General features: G+C 46.2%; 15 protein-coding genes. 13 read left to right on the forward strand and 2 right to left on the reverse strand.

The features are described 5' to 3' along the window. Positions 1-359: 359 nt before the first annotated feature. The 12 genes from H6F66_RS20465 (at position 360) to H6F66_RS20520 (ending at position 9,121) form a co-directional block, all read left to right on the forward strand. On the forward strand, positions 360-593 hold the full coding sequence (locus tag H6F66_RS20465) for a hypothetical protein (RefSeq protein ID WP_190424716.1): 234 nt from the start codon (positions 360-362) through the stop codon (positions 591-593). Next, positions 590-1,519, forward strand: coding sequence for an RluA family pseudouridine synthase (locus tag H6F66_RS20470; protein WP_190424719.1), 930 nt, complete (start codon positions 590-592; stop codon positions 1,517-1,519). Before H6F66_RS20465 ends, H6F66_RS20470 begins: the two co-directional genes overlap by 4 nt. Before the next feature lie 75 nt (positions 1,520-1,594). Next, complete coding sequence (locus H6F66_RS20475; RefSeq protein WP_190424720.1) at positions 1,595-1,732, forward strand: hypothetical protein; 138 nt, start codon at positions 1,595-1,597, stop codon at positions 1,730-1,732. Between the two features lie 724 nt (positions 1,733-2,456). Next, positions 2,457-2,975 carry a phycocyanin subunit beta gene (locus tag H6F66_RS20480; RefSeq protein WP_190424722.1) on the forward strand — a complete coding sequence of 173 codons (519 nt, stop codon included), beginning with the start codon at positions 2,457-2,459 and terminating at the stop codon, positions 2,973-2,975. A gap of 86 nt (positions 2,976-3,061) precedes the next feature. Beyond that, complete coding sequence (gene cpcA, locus H6F66_RS20485) at positions 3,062-3,550, forward strand: phycocyanin subunit alpha (protein WP_190424724.1); 489 nt, start codon at positions 3,062-3,064, stop codon at positions 3,548-3,550. 131 nt (positions 3,551-3,681) lie between these two features. Then, a complete protein-coding gene (locus H6F66_RS20490; RefSeq protein ID WP_190424726.1) occupies positions 3,682-4,557 on the forward strand; it encodes a phycobilisome linker polypeptide in 876 nt (291 codons plus the stop codon). 104 nt (positions 4,558-4,661) lie between these two features. Further along, complete coding sequence (locus tag H6F66_RS20495) at positions 4,662-4,940, forward strand: phycobilisome linker polypeptide (RefSeq protein ID WP_190424729.1); 279 nt, start codon at positions 4,662-4,664, stop codon at positions 4,938-4,940. 101 nt (positions 4,941-5,041) lie between these two features. Then, positions 5,042-5,830, forward strand: a complete 789-nt coding sequence (locus tag H6F66_RS20500; RefSeq protein WP_190424892.1) for a HEAT repeat domain-containing protein — start codon at positions 5,042-5,044, stop codon at positions 5,828-5,830. A gap of 81 nt (positions 5,831-5,911) precedes the next feature. After that, on the forward strand, positions 5,912-6,529 hold the full coding sequence (locus H6F66_RS20505) for a HEAT repeat domain-containing protein (RefSeq protein ID WP_190424731.1): 618 nt from the start codon (positions 5,912-5,914) through the stop codon (positions 6,527-6,529). A gap of 96 nt (positions 6,530-6,625) precedes the next feature. Then, positions 6,626-7,459 carry a phycobilisome rod-core linker polypeptide gene (locus tag H6F66_RS20510; protein WP_190424733.1) on the forward strand — a complete coding sequence of 278 codons (834 nt, stop codon included), beginning with the start codon at positions 6,626-6,628 and terminating at the stop codon, positions 7,457-7,459. Positions 7,460-7,530: 71 nt separating this feature from the next. Then, complete coding sequence (locus tag H6F66_RS20515; RefSeq protein ID WP_190424735.1) at positions 7,531-8,277, forward strand: phycobilisome rod-core linker polypeptide; 747 nt, start codon at positions 7,531-7,533, stop codon at positions 8,275-8,277. A gap of 82 nt (positions 8,278-8,359) precedes the next feature. Beyond that, positions 8,360-9,121 (forward strand): phycobilisome rod-core linker polypeptide, encoded by a 762-nt coding sequence (locus H6F66_RS20520; protein ID WP_190424737.1) that lies wholly within the window; start codon positions 8,360-8,362, stop codon positions 9,119-9,121. 133 nt (positions 9,122-9,254) lie between these two features. On the opposite strand, the gene H6F66_RS20525 is transcribed toward H6F66_RS20520, so the two are convergent. Next, on the reverse strand, positions 9,255-9,956 hold the full coding sequence (locus H6F66_RS20525) for a Uma2 family endonuclease (protein ID WP_190424739.1): 702 nt from the start codon (positions 9,954-9,956) through the stop codon (positions 9,255-9,257). 509 nt (positions 9,957-10,465) lie between these two features. After that, positions 10,466-12,343, reverse strand: a complete 1,878-nt coding sequence (locus H6F66_RS20530) for a response regulator (RefSeq protein ID WP_190424741.1) — start codon at positions 12,341-12,343, stop codon at positions 10,466-10,468. Between the two features lie 806 nt (positions 12,344-13,149). Here H6F66_RS20530 and H6F66_RS20535 point away from each other — a divergent pair. Then, the gene (locus H6F66_RS20535) at positions 13,150-17,547 is read left to right on the forward strand and encodes a GAF domain-containing protein (protein WP_190424743.1); all 4,398 of its coding nucleotides are present in this window, start codon (positions 13,150-13,152) and stop codon (positions 17,545-17,547) included. The last annotated feature ends 27 nt before the right edge of the window (positions 17,548-17,574 follow it).

Here is a 17,574-nt window from a genome sequence, read left to right on the forward strand (position 1 = left end):
GACCGTTATAGAAATCGCCGAAAAAGATTTGGTTTAAGGTTTAATCTGATAGCGGGACTTTACAATTACGAACTAAGGCTCGCATTGAATAAGATAAGTGATTCTTATGATTAGGGGAGAGTGATCGCATAATTTCAGTCCTCATCTTACCCCATCTGCGACTTTTGCAAGAGGTCTAGTGTTTTTTGCGTCTAAAGTGGTTTGATTTAAAGTGCGATCGCGCTTCAAAAAAGATCCATTCCAAAACATACCAACAACAAAGGGAAAGTTATGGTTGCACAGCCGCAATCTCTTCTCAAAGAAGAAATTATCTATCCCGACAGCAACGGACAGCCAATATCAGATAATACCAAGCAGTTTTGCTACATTGTCACCACTCAGGGGGAATAAGATTTGAGCTATCTGACACCGAACTCGTTCTTTATTATCCTGATGGACAGCGGTTTGCAAGTTTTGTAGAACTAGCTCAGCAACGAGAAATTGAGCGACAAAGAGCCGAAGAAGCTGAAGCTAGAGCAGCACAAGCCCAAACCCAGTTACAAGCTTTACGTGCTTTACTTCAAGAAAGAGGAATTGATCCAACGCAACTGTGACAGAAATTAATTTAGAAGTTCAAGAAACCAATACCCGTATCGACCGCTATCTTTCCCAAGAATTATCAGATTTATCGCGATCGCGCATCCAAAAGCTGATTGAAGAAGGCAACGTGCAGATTAACGATACTGTCTGCACTTCCAAAAAAGCAGCTGTGCAAGCAGGCGATCGCATCTCCCTAGCTATTCCAGAAGCTATTCCCCTCGACCTCGAAGCAGAAGCTATCCCCCTGGATATTCTTTACGAAGACGATTCCCTGATTATTATCAACAAACCTGCTGGTTTAGTTGTTCACCCCTCCGCCGGACACGAAGCCGGAACCCTCGTCAACGCCCTTTTATCCCATTGTCCCCTCGCGGAAATTGGTGGCGTGCAGCGTCCGGGAATTGTCCACCGTCTCGATAAAGATACCACCGGGGCGATGGTTGTTGCCAAAACCGACCAAGCGCACCAACATCTGCAAGCGCAACTGAAAGCTAAAACTGCACGTCGGGAATATTTAGGCGTTGTCTATGGTTCCCCCCGCACCGAAAGCGGCACCATTGACCAACCCATCGGTCGTCATCCGGTAGACCGCAAGAAAATGGCTGTTGTCCCAGAAGAGAAGGGAGGACGACCTTCAGTGACTCACTGGCGGGTGCAGGAACGCCTGGGAAACTACACGTTGATGCTTTTCCAACTGGAAACTGGTCGCACCCACCAAATTCGCGTTCACAGCGCCTATATCGGTCATCCCATCGTTGGCGATCGCGTTTACAGTTCTGGTCATTCAGTGGGAGTTAATTTACCTGGTCAAGCACTGCACGCTTGGCGACTCAGGCTGGAACATCCCCTATCAGGGAATTTAGTAGAGGTGACTGCCCCTTTGCCTGGCAGCTTCACTACTCTGCTGGAGGTTCTCCGGCGGCGAATTGCCTCTTTTTGAAGAAAAATATATTGCAAAGCTATTGGACAAAACCGCCTCGGCAAGCCAGTAAAGTTGGGGTTGGGTTATACAGTTGTGGTTTCTCTAAAAGAAATTGCCACAAATAGCGCGATCGCGTTATTCTCCCTATTGCAAGCAGTCGCCCAAGAGCAACATGAAGTGATGCTTCTCATCGAAACTGCTCTTGGGGCTAGTTTATTCTGGGGTGGGTGAGCGGCGCTATTACTTAGCCAGTTACTCAGCCGCCGTAATACACCGCTACTGAGTAACGCACCTAAATTTTATGTTTTTTACATAATTGCCTTTTACCTTTTTCCCCTCCCCCGGCATTTTTGACTTTTTTCCCAGTGGTGCGGCGACAGATTGCTGCATCTGAACTCAAAATCCGAGAGGTTTTTATTTAAATATCTTTACAAAGAGACTCTAGAGAAAATATGATATTTTTCTGTGCGAATGAATACTCCATCTAGTTTATAGGCGAATATTAAAAAAATATAAAGATAGTATTTTTATAACTCTTGAGTATAATCACTTAAGGTTTTTGTAACGATATATGTGGATCATAGGCAAAAATTAGCAGCTAGAAGCCTTATGTATAAAGGATTTGAACTTTTATTCATTGGTCTTGAAATAAATTCACAAATCTTAAAAACACAAAGTCCCAAAGGCGTTGTATAAAAATAACCGGAGGGATCAATAAAAGACAAACGTTAAACAAAACACCGATTTAGCAAGGCAAGCCTATCTCTCATAAAAGGACGAACTTTTCTCATATTTCCATGACAACCGTTTTGTTGCCCACGTGTGAAGTGACAAGCGGGATGAGAGAGCAACTTGAAAGGTGTATTTTGGCTGATGTCTGATTTTGACCTTTCCGCATCGACTAAAACCGTGTTTTAAAAATCACACTCAACGAAATCAGTAGGAGATTGAGTTCATGTTAGATGCATTCGCCAAGGTGGTTTCTCAGGCTGACTCTAAAGGTGAATTCCTGAGCACCGAGCAACTGGATGCCCTGACCAACATGGTCAAAGATGGCAACAAGCGTCTGGATACCGTTAATCGCATCACCAGCAACGCTTCCACCATCGTTGCCAACGCAGCTCGTGCTTTGTTTGAAGAGCAGCCCCAACTGATCTCCCCCGGCGGCAACGCATACACCAACCGTCGCATGGCTGCTTGCTTGCGCGATATGGAAATCATCCTGCGCTACGTTACCTATGCCACCCTGGCTGGTGATTCCAGCGTGTTGGATGACCGCTGCTTGAACGGTCTTCGCGAAACCTACCAAGCACTGGGTGTACCCGGTGGTTCGGTTGCCGCAGGCGTTCAAAAGATGAAGGATGCAGCGATCAAGATCGCCAACGACCCCAGTGGTATCAGCCAAGGCGATTGCAGCCAGTTGATGTCTGAAGTGTCCAGCTACTTCGATCGTGCTGCTTCTGCTGTTGCTTAATAACAACTAGCAAGCTTGCTGTGGGATAACGCGATATATCGCGTTTCTTGGAAAAATCTGTAAACCATTAGGGAGATAAATCAACAATGAAAACCCCAATCACCGAAGCGATCGGAGCTGCTGATACCCAAGGTCGTTTCCTGGGCAATACCGAACTGCAAGCCGTTAACGGTCGCTTTGATCGTGCCACCGCTAGCATGGAAGCTGCTCGTGCGCTGACCCAAAAGGCTCAGCAACTGATCGACGGTGCTGCTCAAGCTGTGTACCAAAAGTTCCCCTACACCACCCAAATGCAGGGGCCTCAGTACGCTTCTGATTCTCGCGGCAAATCCAAGTGCGCTCGTGACATCGGTCACTACCTGCGCATGGTCACCTACTGCTGTGTGGCTGGTGGTACTGGTCCTATGGACGAGTATCTAATTGCTGGTTTGGATGAAATCAACCGCACATTCGAGCTGTCCAACAGCTGGTATGTGGAAGCCCTGAAGCACATCAAGGCAAATCACGGTCTTTCCGGTCAAGCTGCTAACGAAGCTAACACCTACATCGATTACGCCATCAACGCCCTGAGCTAGTATTCAGGTGCTATGCCCGGAAGAATCAGCGAGTGTTGGCGGTTAGGCTAGCAGTTGCTAATTTTTCCGGGCATTGTTTTTCTCATTTTCCATAAAAAAAACTTAAAAATTGTTGCGTTGGGAGAGAAAAGATGAGCGGTTTAGTGGCGTCAAATCTAGCAGCAGCAGGCCGGTTGGGTCTTTCTGCATTTGATGATACAAAAGTCGAACTGCGACCTGACTGGACAGAAGACGATTTGCAAGCGGTGTTCCGAGCCGCTTATCGTCAGGTATTAGGCAACGACTACGTGATGAAATCCGAACGCCTCACGGTAGCAGAATCTTTACTGCGACAAGGAAACATCACAGTCCGGGAGTTTATCCGGGCGATCGCTAAGTCGGATGTATACAAATCTAAGTTTTTCTATCCAAATTCAAATCAACGCTTTGTTGAACTCAATTTCAAACATTTGTTGGGTCGTCCTCTTTATGATGAGGCAGAGTTAAGCCAGAATACCCAACTCTGTGAAGATGAAGGGTACGATGCGGAAATTGATTCAATCATCGACAGCAACGAGTATGAAGCCAATTTTGGCAACAACGTAGTCCCCTATTACCGGGGATTTTTGGTAGAGCCGGGGGTGAGAACCGTTGGCTTTAGCCGGATGTTCCGCCTGTATCGCGGTTATGCTAGCAGCGATCGCTCCCAAGTAGAAGGAAAAGCACCCCGCCTCACCCGCGAACTAGGCCGCAACCAAGCTTCCACAATTGTCAAACCCTCTGGCGGTTCAGGTGGCTGGAATTACGGAACTCTCTCCAAAGATGCACCTCCGAAAAAAGCTCTCGGCGGTACTCAGGAAGAAAGCGGACGGGTATATCGCATTGAAGTAACTGGTATCCTGTCTCCAGGCTTCCCGAAAGTTCGCCGCAGTACAAACGCCTTCTTGGTGCCTTACGAGCAGCTATCCCAAAAACTCCAAGAAATCACCAAAAAAGGTGGCAAAATCGTCAACGTGTCACCAGCGTAAAGGGAATTAGGGATTGGAGATTGGGAATTTGAAAGAATCTTACCCAGTCCCCAGTTCCTAGCCCCCAGTCCCCAGCCCCCATAATTACAGGAGCTATATCAACAATGTTTGGACAAACTACACTAGGTAGCGGTACTCTCAGCGGTGCCAGCAACCGTATGTTTCGCTACGAAGTTGAGGGTATGCGTCAGACATACGAATCTGACAAACTCAGCTATCCCATTCGCCGCAGTGGCAGCATTTTCGTCACAGTGCCATACAACCGGATGAATGAAGAAATGCAGCGGATTAACCGCATGGGTGGCAGAATCGTCAGCATTCAGCCTTTGACACTGGAAAATAATGGTGAAGCGAAAAGCCAAGCCACAGCAGCCCACTCATAAAGCTTAATCTAGCAATCCTCTGTCCTTTGTCCTACGATGCTGGAGTCTACTCAAGAGTGCAGTATTCCGATCCGCCTGGTAGCGAACCGCTAACGGTAGAGATGGCGATCGCCAATCTCCACCATGAAGATTTAAGTCTCCGCTATTATGCTGCTTGGTGGCTGGGCAAATTCCGTGTTAATGAGCCTGCTGCTGTGGAAGCCTTGATTGCAGCTTTGGAGGATGAAGCAGATCGGACAGAGCTTGGTGGATACCCCCTCCGCCGCAATGCTGCACGCGCACTGGGGAAACTGGGCGATCGCCGCGCTGTACCAGGACTGATTCATTGTCTGGAGTGTTCCGACTTCTACGTTCGGGAAGCTGCCGCACAGTCTTTGGGAATGCTAGGCGATTTGTCCTGCGTTCCAGCGCTGATGAAACTGCTCGACGGTGGTGTAGCTGCCGCCATGCGGGTACCAGGACGGCCCCATTTAGAGCAACCTTCGGAAGCAGTGATGGAAGCATTGGGAACGCTGCAAGCTACCCAAGCAACAGCCCTGATTCAACCATTTCTGGAGCATCCCGTAGCGCGAGTGCAGTATGCAGCGGCGAGAGCAATGTACCAGTTAACAAAAGAGCCAGTTTATGGTGAACGCCTGGTGCAAGCCTTGCAGGAAAGCGATCTGCAACTGCGCCGGGTAATTTTATCAGATTTGGGTGCAATAGGTTATCTGCCAGCAGCAGAAGCGATCGCGTCTGCTGCAACCGAAAACAGCTTCAAGCTGATCGCCCTCAAAGGGCTGTTGGAACAGGTACAGACGGGAAATGCTTCGTCTGTAGACCCAGAAGATCCGCGATCGCTATCCAGGGATGCCATCCGGGTAATGACCCTGATGGACGCTTTGTTATAGTCACTGGCTAATAGCTAATACCAGTTAGCAATTAGCCATTAGCTATTAGCAATTGACAATTAGCAATCCTTCCACTGACCAATGACTGACTCATCCCAAGAACTGATCGATGCTATTGAGCAGGCGAATTCCCCCGAACGTTTAGTAGCATCAGTCCAAGCCTTAGCAGCTACTCGGCAGACCGCAGGGATTTCTACGCTAATTGCCGTTTTGGGCTACAACAACCCAACAGCAGCAGTGGCAGCAGTTGAAGGGCTGATTCAGATAGGGGAAGCAGCAGTGCAGCCGTTGTTGGAACAGCTGGACGATTACAACTACGGAGCCAGGGCTTACGCGATTCGAGCATTAGCTGTGATCGCATCTCCCAGAGCCTTAGATGCCTTAGTCGCAGCAGCCACCGACTTTGCGCCCAGCGTCCGCCGCGCCGCCGCCAAAGGGCTAGGGAACTTGCACTGGCACCAGTTAAGTCAAGAACAAATTCCCTCCGCTCAACTCTTAGCACTCTCAACCCTGCTTTCCATCTCTCAAGATCCAGACTGGGCAATTCGCTACGCAGCAGTTGTGGGCTTGCAAGGTCTGGCAACCCAGTTAGAAGTCCGTCAGCCCATCCAAAAACGTCTAGAGGAAATGACTCAAGACCCAGACATAGCTGTTCGCGCCAGAGTTCAGCTAGCTAACCAATTAGTTATTAGTCATTAGTCCTTGGTCAGTGAAGAGTTGGAATGTTAAACGTTCCCTCCTTCAAACGTCTACGGACAGCTAACAACTAACAAGTAACAACTAACAACTAAAAATATGTCAATTCCACTTCTTGAAATTACACCCAAAACCCAGAATCAGCGCGTAGCTGGTTACGAAGTACCCGATGAGGACGACCCGCAGATTTATCGGTTGGTAGATGCAACATCTGACTCCGATATTGATGCCATAATTTGGGCTGGCTATCGGCAAATCTTCAGCGAACATTTGATTTTAGAAAGCTACCGTCAATCCTTCCTAGAATCTCAGCTGCGAAATCGCGCCATTTCCGTGCGCGAGTTTATCCGGGGACTGGGCAAATCGGAAGTTTACCGAAACTTAGTAGCAGAAACCAACTCCAACTATCGGTTAGTTGACATCAGCTTCAAACGGCTTCTCGGACGCGCCACCTACGGCAAAGATGAGCAGATCGCATGGTCAATTGTAATTGCTTCCAAGGGATTGCATGGTTTTATCGATGCCGTTGTCGATAGCGAAGAATACCGCCAAAACTTCGGCGATGACATCGTACCTTATCAGCGCCGACGGTATAATGAGCGACCATTTAACCTGGTAAACCCCCGCTATAGTGATTACTGGCGCGGTCGTTTGATTGCCCTAGATAATCGTAGCTACTATCAAGCAGCACCCCAAAAAGACATGAAATCAGCAGCGGCTCGTCAAGGCATCCCTGATTCTTTCCTAGCAATGGCACGGAGTATTTCTCCCGGCGGAATGAACTACCAGCGATCGCGCGATCGGGCGATTTCTCAAGCTAATAACATGGAACTTCCAGACACGACCCGGAAAGTTGCTAATCCGCAACCTATTGTAGGTCGCACCGAGGTAGCGCTACCCTATCGCTATCTCTACCAAACGCCAAAAGTCTAGAAGCTAATGGCTAATTGTTCATGGCAATTAGCGATACTTCAATTAGCAACCCTTCAACTAACAATTTAACTATGGCAATCCCTCTGCTTGCATATAAACCCTCCTCGCAGAATCAGCGAGTAGCGGGTTACGAAGTGCCGAATGAAGACACTCCTTACATCTATCGCATTGAAGACTGCATCGATGAAACCGACATTCAAGAATTAATCTGGTCAGCTTATCGTCAGGTTTTCAGCGAACACGAAATCCTCAATTCTTTTCGTCAGGAAAACCTGGAATCTCAACTGAGAAATCGCTCCATTACAGTGCGCGATTTCATCCGCGGTTTGGCGAAAACACCAGGGTTCTACCGCTTGGTTGTGGAGAAAAACTCCAACTATCGAGTCGTAGAAATTTGCCTCAAGCGCATCTTGGGGCGTGCGCCTTACAATAAAGACGAAGAAATTGCTTGGTCGATTAAGATTGCGACTCTAGGGCTAGGCGGCTTTATTGATGCCCTTGTAAATAGTGAGGAGTATCAAAGTAACTTTGGCGACAATACAGTGCCTTATCAGCGCCGTCGCTTCAAAGACCGTCCCTTTAACTTGGTGACACCCAGCTACGCCGACTACTGGCGCGACAAGGAAGAAAGCGATCGCTACAAGTGGGGCGATGTCAACAACTTCTTGGCAATGGCTCGGTCAATCAAGCCGAAAGCTGTAACTAATAATGTTACCGTGAATACGGCTAACATTAAAATTCCCGACATGACGCGGGATAATAAACCTCAAGAGGCACGGGTTTCAATTAATCCATCCGCGAGTTTCCCCGTCCGGTAACACAGATATCTGAATAACTCAGAAGATGTCGTGATACGGGAAAATAAGAAAGTCTCAACTACTTAAAGCAGGAGATTTTTAAATGGCACTGCCATTACTTGAATACAAACCAACAACGCAAAATCAACGGGTTCAAAGCTTTGGAAAGGCGGATCTTAACGAAGATACCCCTTACATTTATCGCTTGGAAGATGCCAATTCTCCGGCAGAAATGCAAGATTTGATTTGGGCTGGCTATCGGCAAATCTTCAGCGAACATGAAATCCTCAGATTCAACCGTCAAATTCAGTTAGAATCTCTGCTGAAAAATGGCAGTATTAATGTGCGCGAATTCATCCGAGGATTGGCGAAATCTGAAGCATTTTACCGCGTCGTTGTCTCGGTGAATAATAACTATCGCCTTGTAGACATCTGCCTGAAGCGCTTCTTAGGTCGCGCCGCTTACAATAAAGACGAAGAAATCGCTTGGTCAATTAAAATTGCTACCTTGGGTTTCAGCGGCTTTGTGGATGCCTTGCTTGACAGTCAAGAGTATGTCGATGCTTTTGGGGATTTCACCGTTCCCTACCAGCGCAAGCGGATGGAAGGTCGTCCCTTTAACTTGGTGACTCCTCGCTACGGCGAAGACTTCCGCGAAACAGCTGGGACTGTCAAGACCGACTGGCGCTTTACGCTGGAGAAAATCTACACCCGCAAGTACCAGGATCAGCAACTACCAGAAGGCGACCCCCGCAAGTACCGCGAGATGGCAATTTCAGTCAGCACCAAGCGCAATTACGCTCAAGGCGTGTCAGCGTTTAGTATTGACTACCTGAACAAAGTGCCTAATCGCAACAAACGCTAAGGGTAAGGCGCTAGTTTCTTAAATTACTTGCACCTGCAAGTTTAAATTGTGGCTCTGGTTGCCGCTCATCAGACATTTGGTTGTCAATTTGAGCGGTAGCCAGAGCCACAAATTTTTTGGAAGGACGTGATCGCTAACCTGAAACCTCATCAGGATTAATACCCATTGAGCGCAATCTTTCTGCCAACTGCTCTACTCTAGCTTGAGCCAATTCTTTTTCTTTTCTCTCCGTTTCAGCTTGTTGCTGCGCTAATTCTCTTTGCGTTTCTAATTCCACATAAGACAAAAATTTCTGTCCATCGGAACGATAGAGTTCTAACGCACCTGACTCAATTTCAAAGCGTATCCCTAAACGAGGACTCACCCAACCCACTATTGGCTCAATCTCATCGAATCCTTCATCAGAACGCAACCAACCAGCTAAATCGCCGTCATCCGGGTCATAGATATAATATTCTTCAACTCCATAGCGTTCGTAAAACCTGAACTTCCTCAGCATTTCTGCTTTGCGATTCCCAGGGGAAAGGATCTCAAAGACAACTTGAGGGGGAATATTATCCTCTAACCACTGTCTATAAGAACCGCGATCGCCCTTGGGTCTACCAAACACTATCATCACATCAGGTGCTTGGCGAATTTTATTATCTCCCTCAACTGGATACCAGAGCAAATCGCCTGCTACAAAAATACTTTTATCGTCTTTAAATAAAGCATCTATCCCAAGTTTAATTTTCACAATATAATCAAACTGTTTAGTATTGTCAGCCATCGGTTGACCATCGCTGTCTGGGTAAATAATCTCTTCTTTAGTCAGAATTTGAATTGGTGCAGTCATGGAATATCTCCGTTTTTTCCTGCTAGCATCATGCAAATAAGTAGGTCAACTTAATTAAACTAACGATGTAATGTAGGTTGGGTTTAGGGACGAAACCCAACTTTAGCAAAGGTTTGATGGGTTTCGCTAACACAGGACTGATTTGAGTGTTTGTATAGTCTCTTAGTCAGTTCCATGTCTCCATGAGAGCTACACCTTTAGAAGCAATCTCTTGTTCGGCTCCCTACTCAAGTGCCTTGGATAAAACAACCCCACTAACGACAACTCTACAGATAAAAACCAGGGTTAGAAATAAGGTAAACTTGGTGCCGAGCTTGAATTTACTCAACATTAGTATTTATCCTGTTCTATTATAATTAGAGATTAGTGTCTTAATTATAGGTATCATTTAGTGCGGTGACACTGAAATTCGCACTATTTGTTAACAGTTTTATTTCGCTCGTTTCTTGGTGGAGTGAGGTTTATGGGTGCTTAGTAGCGAATGGACAGGATAACGCCCAGAGTACCCTTTAAATATGGTCTAATTCAAAAATATTTTCCCATGCTGAAAATATTCTCAGGCAATTTCTACCTTCATGTTTAGCTTTATAAAGCGCTTGATCCGCTTGATGTAATAGTTCTTTAGAGTCAACTAAATTTACGGCGCTGGCGATCGCGCCGCCGATACTGATAGTAATTGATAAAACTAGGTCGTCAGAAATTTTGAAGGGAGCGTTAGCTACACATCCGCGCAAAGATTCGCCATATTCTAAAGCAGCTTGCATACTTAAACCCAGCGTAATGCAGACAAACTCTTCGCCACCATAGCGATACAGCAAACTTGAAGGGCGGGAAGAAGACTGCAATCTTGCAGCGATCGCTTGCAGCACACAGTCTCCCACCGTGTGACCATAAGTATCATTAATTCGCTTAAAATGATCTACATCGAGCAGAAATAAACACAAATAGCGATAGCGAGTATTGGCATCGCGGTTGCCTACCTGTCGCAGCATATGAGGCAATGCTTGATCCATTGCGCGACGATTCAACACACCCGTTAGCTGATCTGTCAAAGAGAGAGATTCTAATAATTCAGTCCGCGCCGTCAGTTGCTGATTCACTTGTCTGAGTGCCTGATTAGTTTCGCTCAATTCTTGCGTTAACCGTTGCAACCGCAATCCAGCTCCCACTCTTGCCCGCAATTCACTCATATCAATCGGCTTTGGTAGATACTCATCTGCTCCTGTATCTAAACCCTCAACTCTGTCTTTTATATCGCCACGAATCGTTAGTAAAATAAAAAATGCCAGCGATAGTTCTGGATCGGATTTGACCTGGCGACACACTTCCAGTCCATTTATTACTGGCATCATCCAATCGCAGATAATTAGATGAGGGCGTTCTGAGTGTGCTTTCATTAATCCCTCTTCACCATCACTGGCTACCGTGACCTCATGGCCCATGAGCTGAAGAGAATTCTTTATTACTAATCGAACGCTCGGATCGTCATCAATAATTAAAATTCTTGCCATAGAGCCGACCTGCATCCTTACAGTTTTATCGGCAGAAATAATTAATGGAGTTTCAGTATCCATATTTTCGCACTCAATTATTTTATCCAAAAAAGATTGGATACGTTGCAAATAATTTTCTATTTTGTGCAATAACTGACTAGCTGCCTCTGGCATTTCTTGTTGAGCTTGAAGTTCTAACTGTCCGGCTAGAAATTGCAGATGTTTGACACCTACATTCGCACTGGCACCCCTAATTTGATGAGCCTTATGCGCTATAGTTACAAAATCATTGGCAAATATTGCTGTTTTTACAGTTACTAAATTATCTTGGGTGTCTTGCACAAAGGCTTGTAATATTTCTCTCTGCAATACCCTATCGCCAAGAGCTATATCGTTTAATCGGTTTAAATCTACCAACAGATTTGCGTTTGACTCATCTGTGACGATCGCAGCTGTAGGGATATCTTTAATTGGTGGTAATTGGAATGCCAACTCTTGGTTATTTTTTAAAATTACCTCGATCCAAGTTTCTAACTTAGCGGCTAATTCTTCCTCACTAACAGGCTTAATCAGGCAATCATCCATGCCAACACTCAGACATTTTTTTCGGTTGGCTGTCGTTCCATTCGCAGTCATCGCGATCGCAATTATCTTTCGCTTCGCACCTTCTAAATGACGAATTCTTTTAGTCGTTTCATAACCGTCTAGCACTGGCATCTGACAATCGATTAGTACAAGCTCATAATTAACTTGTGAGATCATCCATAAGGCCTCTTGACCATTCGCGGCTACATTGGCTTCATAGCCTAACTTTTTTAACTGTTTTAGGACAACCTTTCGGCTCACAAGGCTATCTTCTACTAACAGAATTTTTATGGCTGTATGCTTTGTCATATAAATGTTTAAGAATTTAACTCTTGATATGGGCAATATCCCGATAGGGCCTGTATAATATTTTACATAAACTAGCAGACTTTAATATTTATTATTGTGGTTAATTTATTAACTTACCTGTTTTTGCTCCGCGTGTAGAAACTTGGCATCTAACGTTTCTTTACTAGCATGGCAAAAAAATTAATTTTTAGAATAAATTTCTATGGCACCTACATTTACACTATTTTTATATAAATTAAAAGTAAGATGCCCATGAACTTTGCTGGCAACAAAGGATGGAAGAGCATAAGAACACTCTTTGCCCTTATACCATTTTGGATTTTAGATTTTGCTCCCGGCGAAGGAGTTTCTTAAACTCCGATGATTTTAGATTTTGAAAGTGTTACCAGTAGCTAGTTTCAGAAATTGAAGTGTTGCACGCATCACAGCAAATGGTATTATCCCTCTTCTTGTAAAGCAACATAAGTGCTTCCTTATTGACACTGGACTCAGCATCAAGATAGACACCCAAACGCGATCGCGCACAACAAAACATGAAAATCTCTTTTCTCGGAGTCTCACCCCCTGCCAAGAACTCTCCCCAATCAGACCGCCAAACTCAAGCGCCCCAAATTTTAAGATAGAAGTTTCCGTTTATTAGGTATTTTTATGGGAGATTAGGAGCTAAAAAATAGGAAACAGCCCGCTTGAAGGTGCTATTACGTAGCTTTTCTGAGGGCGGTCGCTCTTTATTTCAGTAACTTTATAATATCGCGCGTTTTCACTACACCAGTACAAATGAAGATGCCATCATCAGAGCAAGAGAAATGAAAGCACCTTTACCAGATAACGAACAAGAACGGATAGAAGCGCTGCGGGAGTATGAAATCCTCGACACAGAGGCAGAACAAGCATTTGACGATCTGACACGGTTAGCGGCATACATCTGCGGCACACCAATTGCTGTAGTTAGCTTGGTGGATACAGATAGGCAGTGGTTTAAATCAAAAGTTGGTCTAGCAGCACCAGAAACTTCCCGCGATATTGCATTTTGCGCCCATGCCATCCTGCAAACCGAACTATTCGTGATTCAGGATGCAACCCGCGACTCGCGGTTTGCTGATAATCCCCTAGTGACCAACGACCCCAACATCAGATTTTACGCGGGTACTAATTTGACAACACCAGAGGGATTGCCAATAGGAACCTTATGTGTAATAGACTCTGTACCGCGAGATTTGAGTCCCGAACAGAGGCTGGCATTAGAAGCGCTGGGTCGCCAAGTAATGACGCAGATAAACTTGCGGCGAAATAATCGCGATTTGGTACAGCTACAGCAGCAGTTGCGTAAGAGTAAGGAACGCTACGAGGTATCAGTCCAAGGTTCCAGAGACGGATTATGGGATTGGGATATTGAAACTAATCAAGTTTATTTCTCGCCGGCTTGGAAAAGTATGCTGGGTTTTGCAGAGCATGAAATCGAAAATAATTTTTCTGAGTGGGAAGCACGCCTGCACCCAGAAGATCGCGATCGCGCTCTTGCAACCATTCAAGCTCATTTCGAGGGCTTAACACCATATTACGAATTAGAACACCGCTTGCTGCATAAAGATGGCACCTATCGCTGGATTCTAGCTCGTGCATTATTGCTAAGAGATGCCAACGGCAAACCCTCCCGTATGGCGGGTTCCCATACCAATATTACTGAGCGCAAGCAGTCGCAGGACAAGTTGCGAAAAAGCGAAGAGTCTTTCCGGTTATTGGTAGATGGAGTTAAAGATTACGCAATTTATATGCTCGACACCACCGGACACATCGTCAGTTGGAATGCGGGAGCAGAACGTATTAGTGGTTTTAGCGCAGAAGAAGCCATTGGTAAGCACGTTAGTTTTCTTTATGAGCCTGGAGAAAACCAGCAAAGTAAAGTACAACAAGAATTAGAGATAGCGATCGCCAACGGTCGTTTTGAAGCAGAAGGCTGGCGCATCCGGAAAGATAGAACGCGGTTTTGGGCAAATGTTGTAGTCACCCCAGTACACGATCAAGCAGGACTTGTGTGCGGCTTCTCCAAAGTGACGCGAGACGTCAGCGAGAGAAAGCGCCAAGAAGAATCACTGGCTCTAAGCGCCCGGCTTGCCAACTTTCGGGCTGATATCGATTCTGCCCTCGCCCAGAGCGACACGTTGGCAGGCATTTTGCAGCGATCTAGCGAAGCAATGGTACAGCATCTGGATGCAGCCTCAGCTCGGATCTGGACACTGAACCGGGAAGAAAATGTTCTGAAACTGCAAGCCAGTGCTGGGATAGACGTACAAATTGATAGTTTCTCTAGCCGTGTTATTGTTGGCAAATCACAAATAGGCGCGATCGCTAAAAGTGGCAAACCCTACTTGACAAATTACGTCATTCACGACCCTCTTTTAGGCGATAAAGATTGGGCAATTCGGGAGGGAATAGTCGCCTTTGCTGGATATCCCCTCATAGTCACAGGAACTTTAGTGGGCGTGCTGGCAATGTTTGCCCGCCAACCGCTCAGCGAATTTGTTCTCAAAGCCTTGGAATTTGCCGCCGACGAGATTGCACTGTGGATAGAGCGCAAACAAGCACAAGAAGAAGTCAAGCGGCAGAATTTGCGAAGTCAAATCTTCGCCGAAATCACCCTAAAAATCCGCCAGTCCTTACAACTAGAAGAAATTCTCCAAACCACAGTCAGCGAAGTGCGAAAATGCCTGCAAGCCGACCGAGTAGTGATTTATCGGATTTGGGCAGATAAAACTGGAAAAGTCGTAACCGAGGACGTAGTTGCTGGCTGCTCTGCGATCTTGGGGCAAGATATCGCCGACAATTGCTTTCAAGCAGATTACTACCCTTTATACCGTCAGGGAAGAATTCGCGCGATCGCAGACCTAGAAGATTCTGACATTCAACCTTGCCATCTCGAACTACTGCAAAAATTTCAAGTCAAAGCCAATCTTGTCGTACCCATCTTGCAAAAAGATGAACTCTGGGGACTGCTAATTGCCCACCAGTGCGCCCGCCCCCGAAAATGGTCTAGCTTTGAAATTGATCTTTTGCAACAACTAGCCGACCAACTTAGCATTGCCCTAGCTCAGTCCCAACTCTTAGAAGAAGAAACCCGCCAACGTCAAGAGCTAGAAATCGCCCGTCGGCAAGCCGAATTAGCAAGTCATGCCAAAAGTACCTTTTTGGCAAATATGAGCCACGAAATCCGCACCCCCATGAACGCCGTCCTGGGAATGACCGGACTGCTTTTAGAAACTCCCTTGAACCCAGAACAAAAAGATTTTGTGGAAACGATTCGCATCAGCGGAGATGCGCTTTTGTGCTTAATTAATGAAATTTTGGACTTGTCTAAACTGGAGGCTGGCGAGATGGATCTTGAAGTTTTAGACTTTGACCTTTCCACCTGTGTCGAAGAAGTATTAGACTTACTCGCTCCCCAAGCCCATGCTAAGGAGTTGGAAATTGCCGCCTTAATCTACCGCAATGTTCCCACCCAACTTCAGGGCGATGTCGGTCGTCTGCGGCAAATTCTCACCAACCTGATTGGCAACAGCATTAAGTTTACCAGCATCGGGGAAATAGTCGTGCGGGCAGAACTCCAATCAGAAGCCCCCACCTCAGCCACCATCCGCTTTTCTGTAACCGATACCGGAATTGGCATTGCAACAGAAGACCAGAACGAACTATTTCAACCCTTTTCTCAGGTAGACTCCTCCGCCACCCGCAAGTATGGCGGTACTGGCTTGGGGTTAGCCATTTGCAAACAGCTTGTTACCCTCATGGGAGGAGAAATTGGCGTTGAGAGTCAGCCTGGAGGAGGCAGCAAGTTTTGGTTTACCATTCCCTTCACAACCCAGAGTAAACCAATCGCAACCCTTCCATCTCCTACAAGTCTTATGGGGCGCCGGCTGTTAGTCGTGGATGACAATGCCACTAACCGCAAAGTTGTTCGCTCCCAAGCAGCGAACTGGGGTATGCAAGTAGATGAGGCGGATGGTGCAGCTACCGCCATCAAAGCTTTGCAAGAGTCTGTGGAATGGGGAATGCCCTACGACGTTGCGGTGATTGATATGCAGATGCCTGTAATTGACGGCATCACCTTAGGAGAACGAATCAAAGCAAATCCCACCTTCGCTAAATTACCTTTAATTATGCTGACTTCCGCTGACGGGCGGGGAGAGGCACAACGGGCAACAAAGGCAGGATTTGCCGCTCATTTAATTAAGCCAGTCAAGCCATCTCGCTTATTAGATATCATCCTAAACATCTTAGGGAAGCAAGAGGTCGCGGCTACACAGTTATTAGCTAATGACCAAGCACTAAAAACTCCGGACTTTTCTACAACAGACCATAAACAACTGGCAATAGGGGCGCACAGTAGTGCGTCTCTACCAACGAACAACAAACAAGGGACAACAGAGAAAAAATTAAGAATTCTCCTAGCTGAAGACAATCTGATTAATCAAAAAGTGGCACTCAAGCAGCTAGGAACTTTAGGTTACGAAGCCGATGTCGCTGCCAATGGTCAAGAAGTCTTGGATTTATTAGAAAAAATTCCCTACGACTTAATTTTGATGGACTGCCAAATGCCCGTCCTTGACGGTTATGAGGCAACGCGAGAGATTCGGCGGCGGCAACAAAATGGTTTTCGCCGCACTGCGATCATTGCTCTGACGGCTAACGCGATGAAGCAAGACCGAGAACGGTGTCTCAATGCTGGGATGGATGACTATCTCAGCAAGCCTGTATCGCGGGAACAGTTAGCCGGACGGCTTGAGCATTGGAAACAAGAGATTTTTCAGAAGGTAAATCCCAGCAATGCGGATGTTGTCACACCTGAAAAAAGTGAAAATTTGCCAAATTTAATTGACTGGGAGCATTTGCATCATCTCTCTGAGGGTAGCGACGAGTTTGAGATGGAACTTTTGCAAATGTTCGTTGAGGAAGTTCAGAGTCATATAGAGATCGGGAAAAGAGCGATCGCTATTAATGACTTTACCAGCATTCAGCAAGAAGCCCACCACATCAAAGGTGCCAGCGCTAACGTCGGCGTAAAACAGATGCGGCTTTGTGCAGAAAAGCTGGAACAACTAGCTTTCCAGAAACAGATTCAGGAAGCGGCTGACACAGCATCCGAGTTGGAAACATTGCTGTGGCATCTTCAATCGCTTGTGGATGCAAAATTGAAATCAAGTTTTTGATATTTTATCGTCATGAATTATCAAAAA

The organism is Trichocoleus sp. FACHB-6 (assembly GCF_014695815.1).
Lineage (GTDB): Bacteria > Cyanobacteriota > Cyanobacteriia > Cyanobacteriales > FACHB-T130 > Funiculus > Funiculus sociatus.

Coding starts and splice junctions, on each gene's coding strand:
- H6F66_RS20495 (WP_190424729.1), top strand. CDS start 4,662: ATGTTTGGACAAACTACACTAGGTAGCGGTACTCTCAGCGGTGCCAGC.
- H6F66_RS20510 (WP_190424733.1), top strand. CDS start 6,626: ATGTCAATTCCACTTCTTGAAATTACACCCAAAACCCAGAATCAGCGC.
- H6F66_RS20520 (WP_190424737.1), top strand. CDS start 8,360: ATGGCACTGCCATTACTTGAATACAAACCAACAACGCAAAATCAACGG.
- H6F66_RS20530 (WP_190424741.1), bottom strand. CDS start 12,343: ATGACAAAGCATACAGCCATAAAAATTCTGTTAGTAGAAGATAGCCTT.
- H6F66_RS20525 (WP_190424739.1), bottom strand. CDS start 9,956: ATGACTGCACCAATTCAAATTCTGACTAAAGAAGAGATTATTTACCCA.
- H6F66_RS20500 (WP_190424892.1), top strand. CDS start 5,042: ATGGCGATCGCCAATCTCCACCATGAAGATTTAAGTCTCCGCTATTAT.
- H6F66_RS20490 (WP_190424726.1), top strand. CDS start 3,682: ATGAGCGGTTTAGTGGCGTCAAATCTAGCAGCAGCAGGCCGGTTGGGT.
- H6F66_RS20515 (WP_190424735.1), top strand. CDS start 7,531: ATGGCAATCCCTCTGCTTGCATATAAACCCTCCTCGCAGAATCAGCGA.
- H6F66_RS20480 (WP_190424722.1), top strand. CDS start 2,457: ATGTTAGATGCATTCGCCAAGGTGGTTTCTCAGGCTGACTCTAAAGGT.
- H6F66_RS20535 (WP_190424743.1), top strand. CDS start 13,150: ATGAAAGCACCTTTACCAGATAACGAACAAGAACGGATAGAAGCGCTG.
- cpcA (WP_190424724.1), top strand. CDS start 3,062: ATGAAAACCCCAATCACCGAAGCGATCGGAGCTGCTGATACCCAAGGT.
- H6F66_RS20505 (WP_190424731.1), top strand. CDS start 5,912: ATGACTGACTCATCCCAAGAACTGATCGATGCTATTGAGCAGGCGAAT.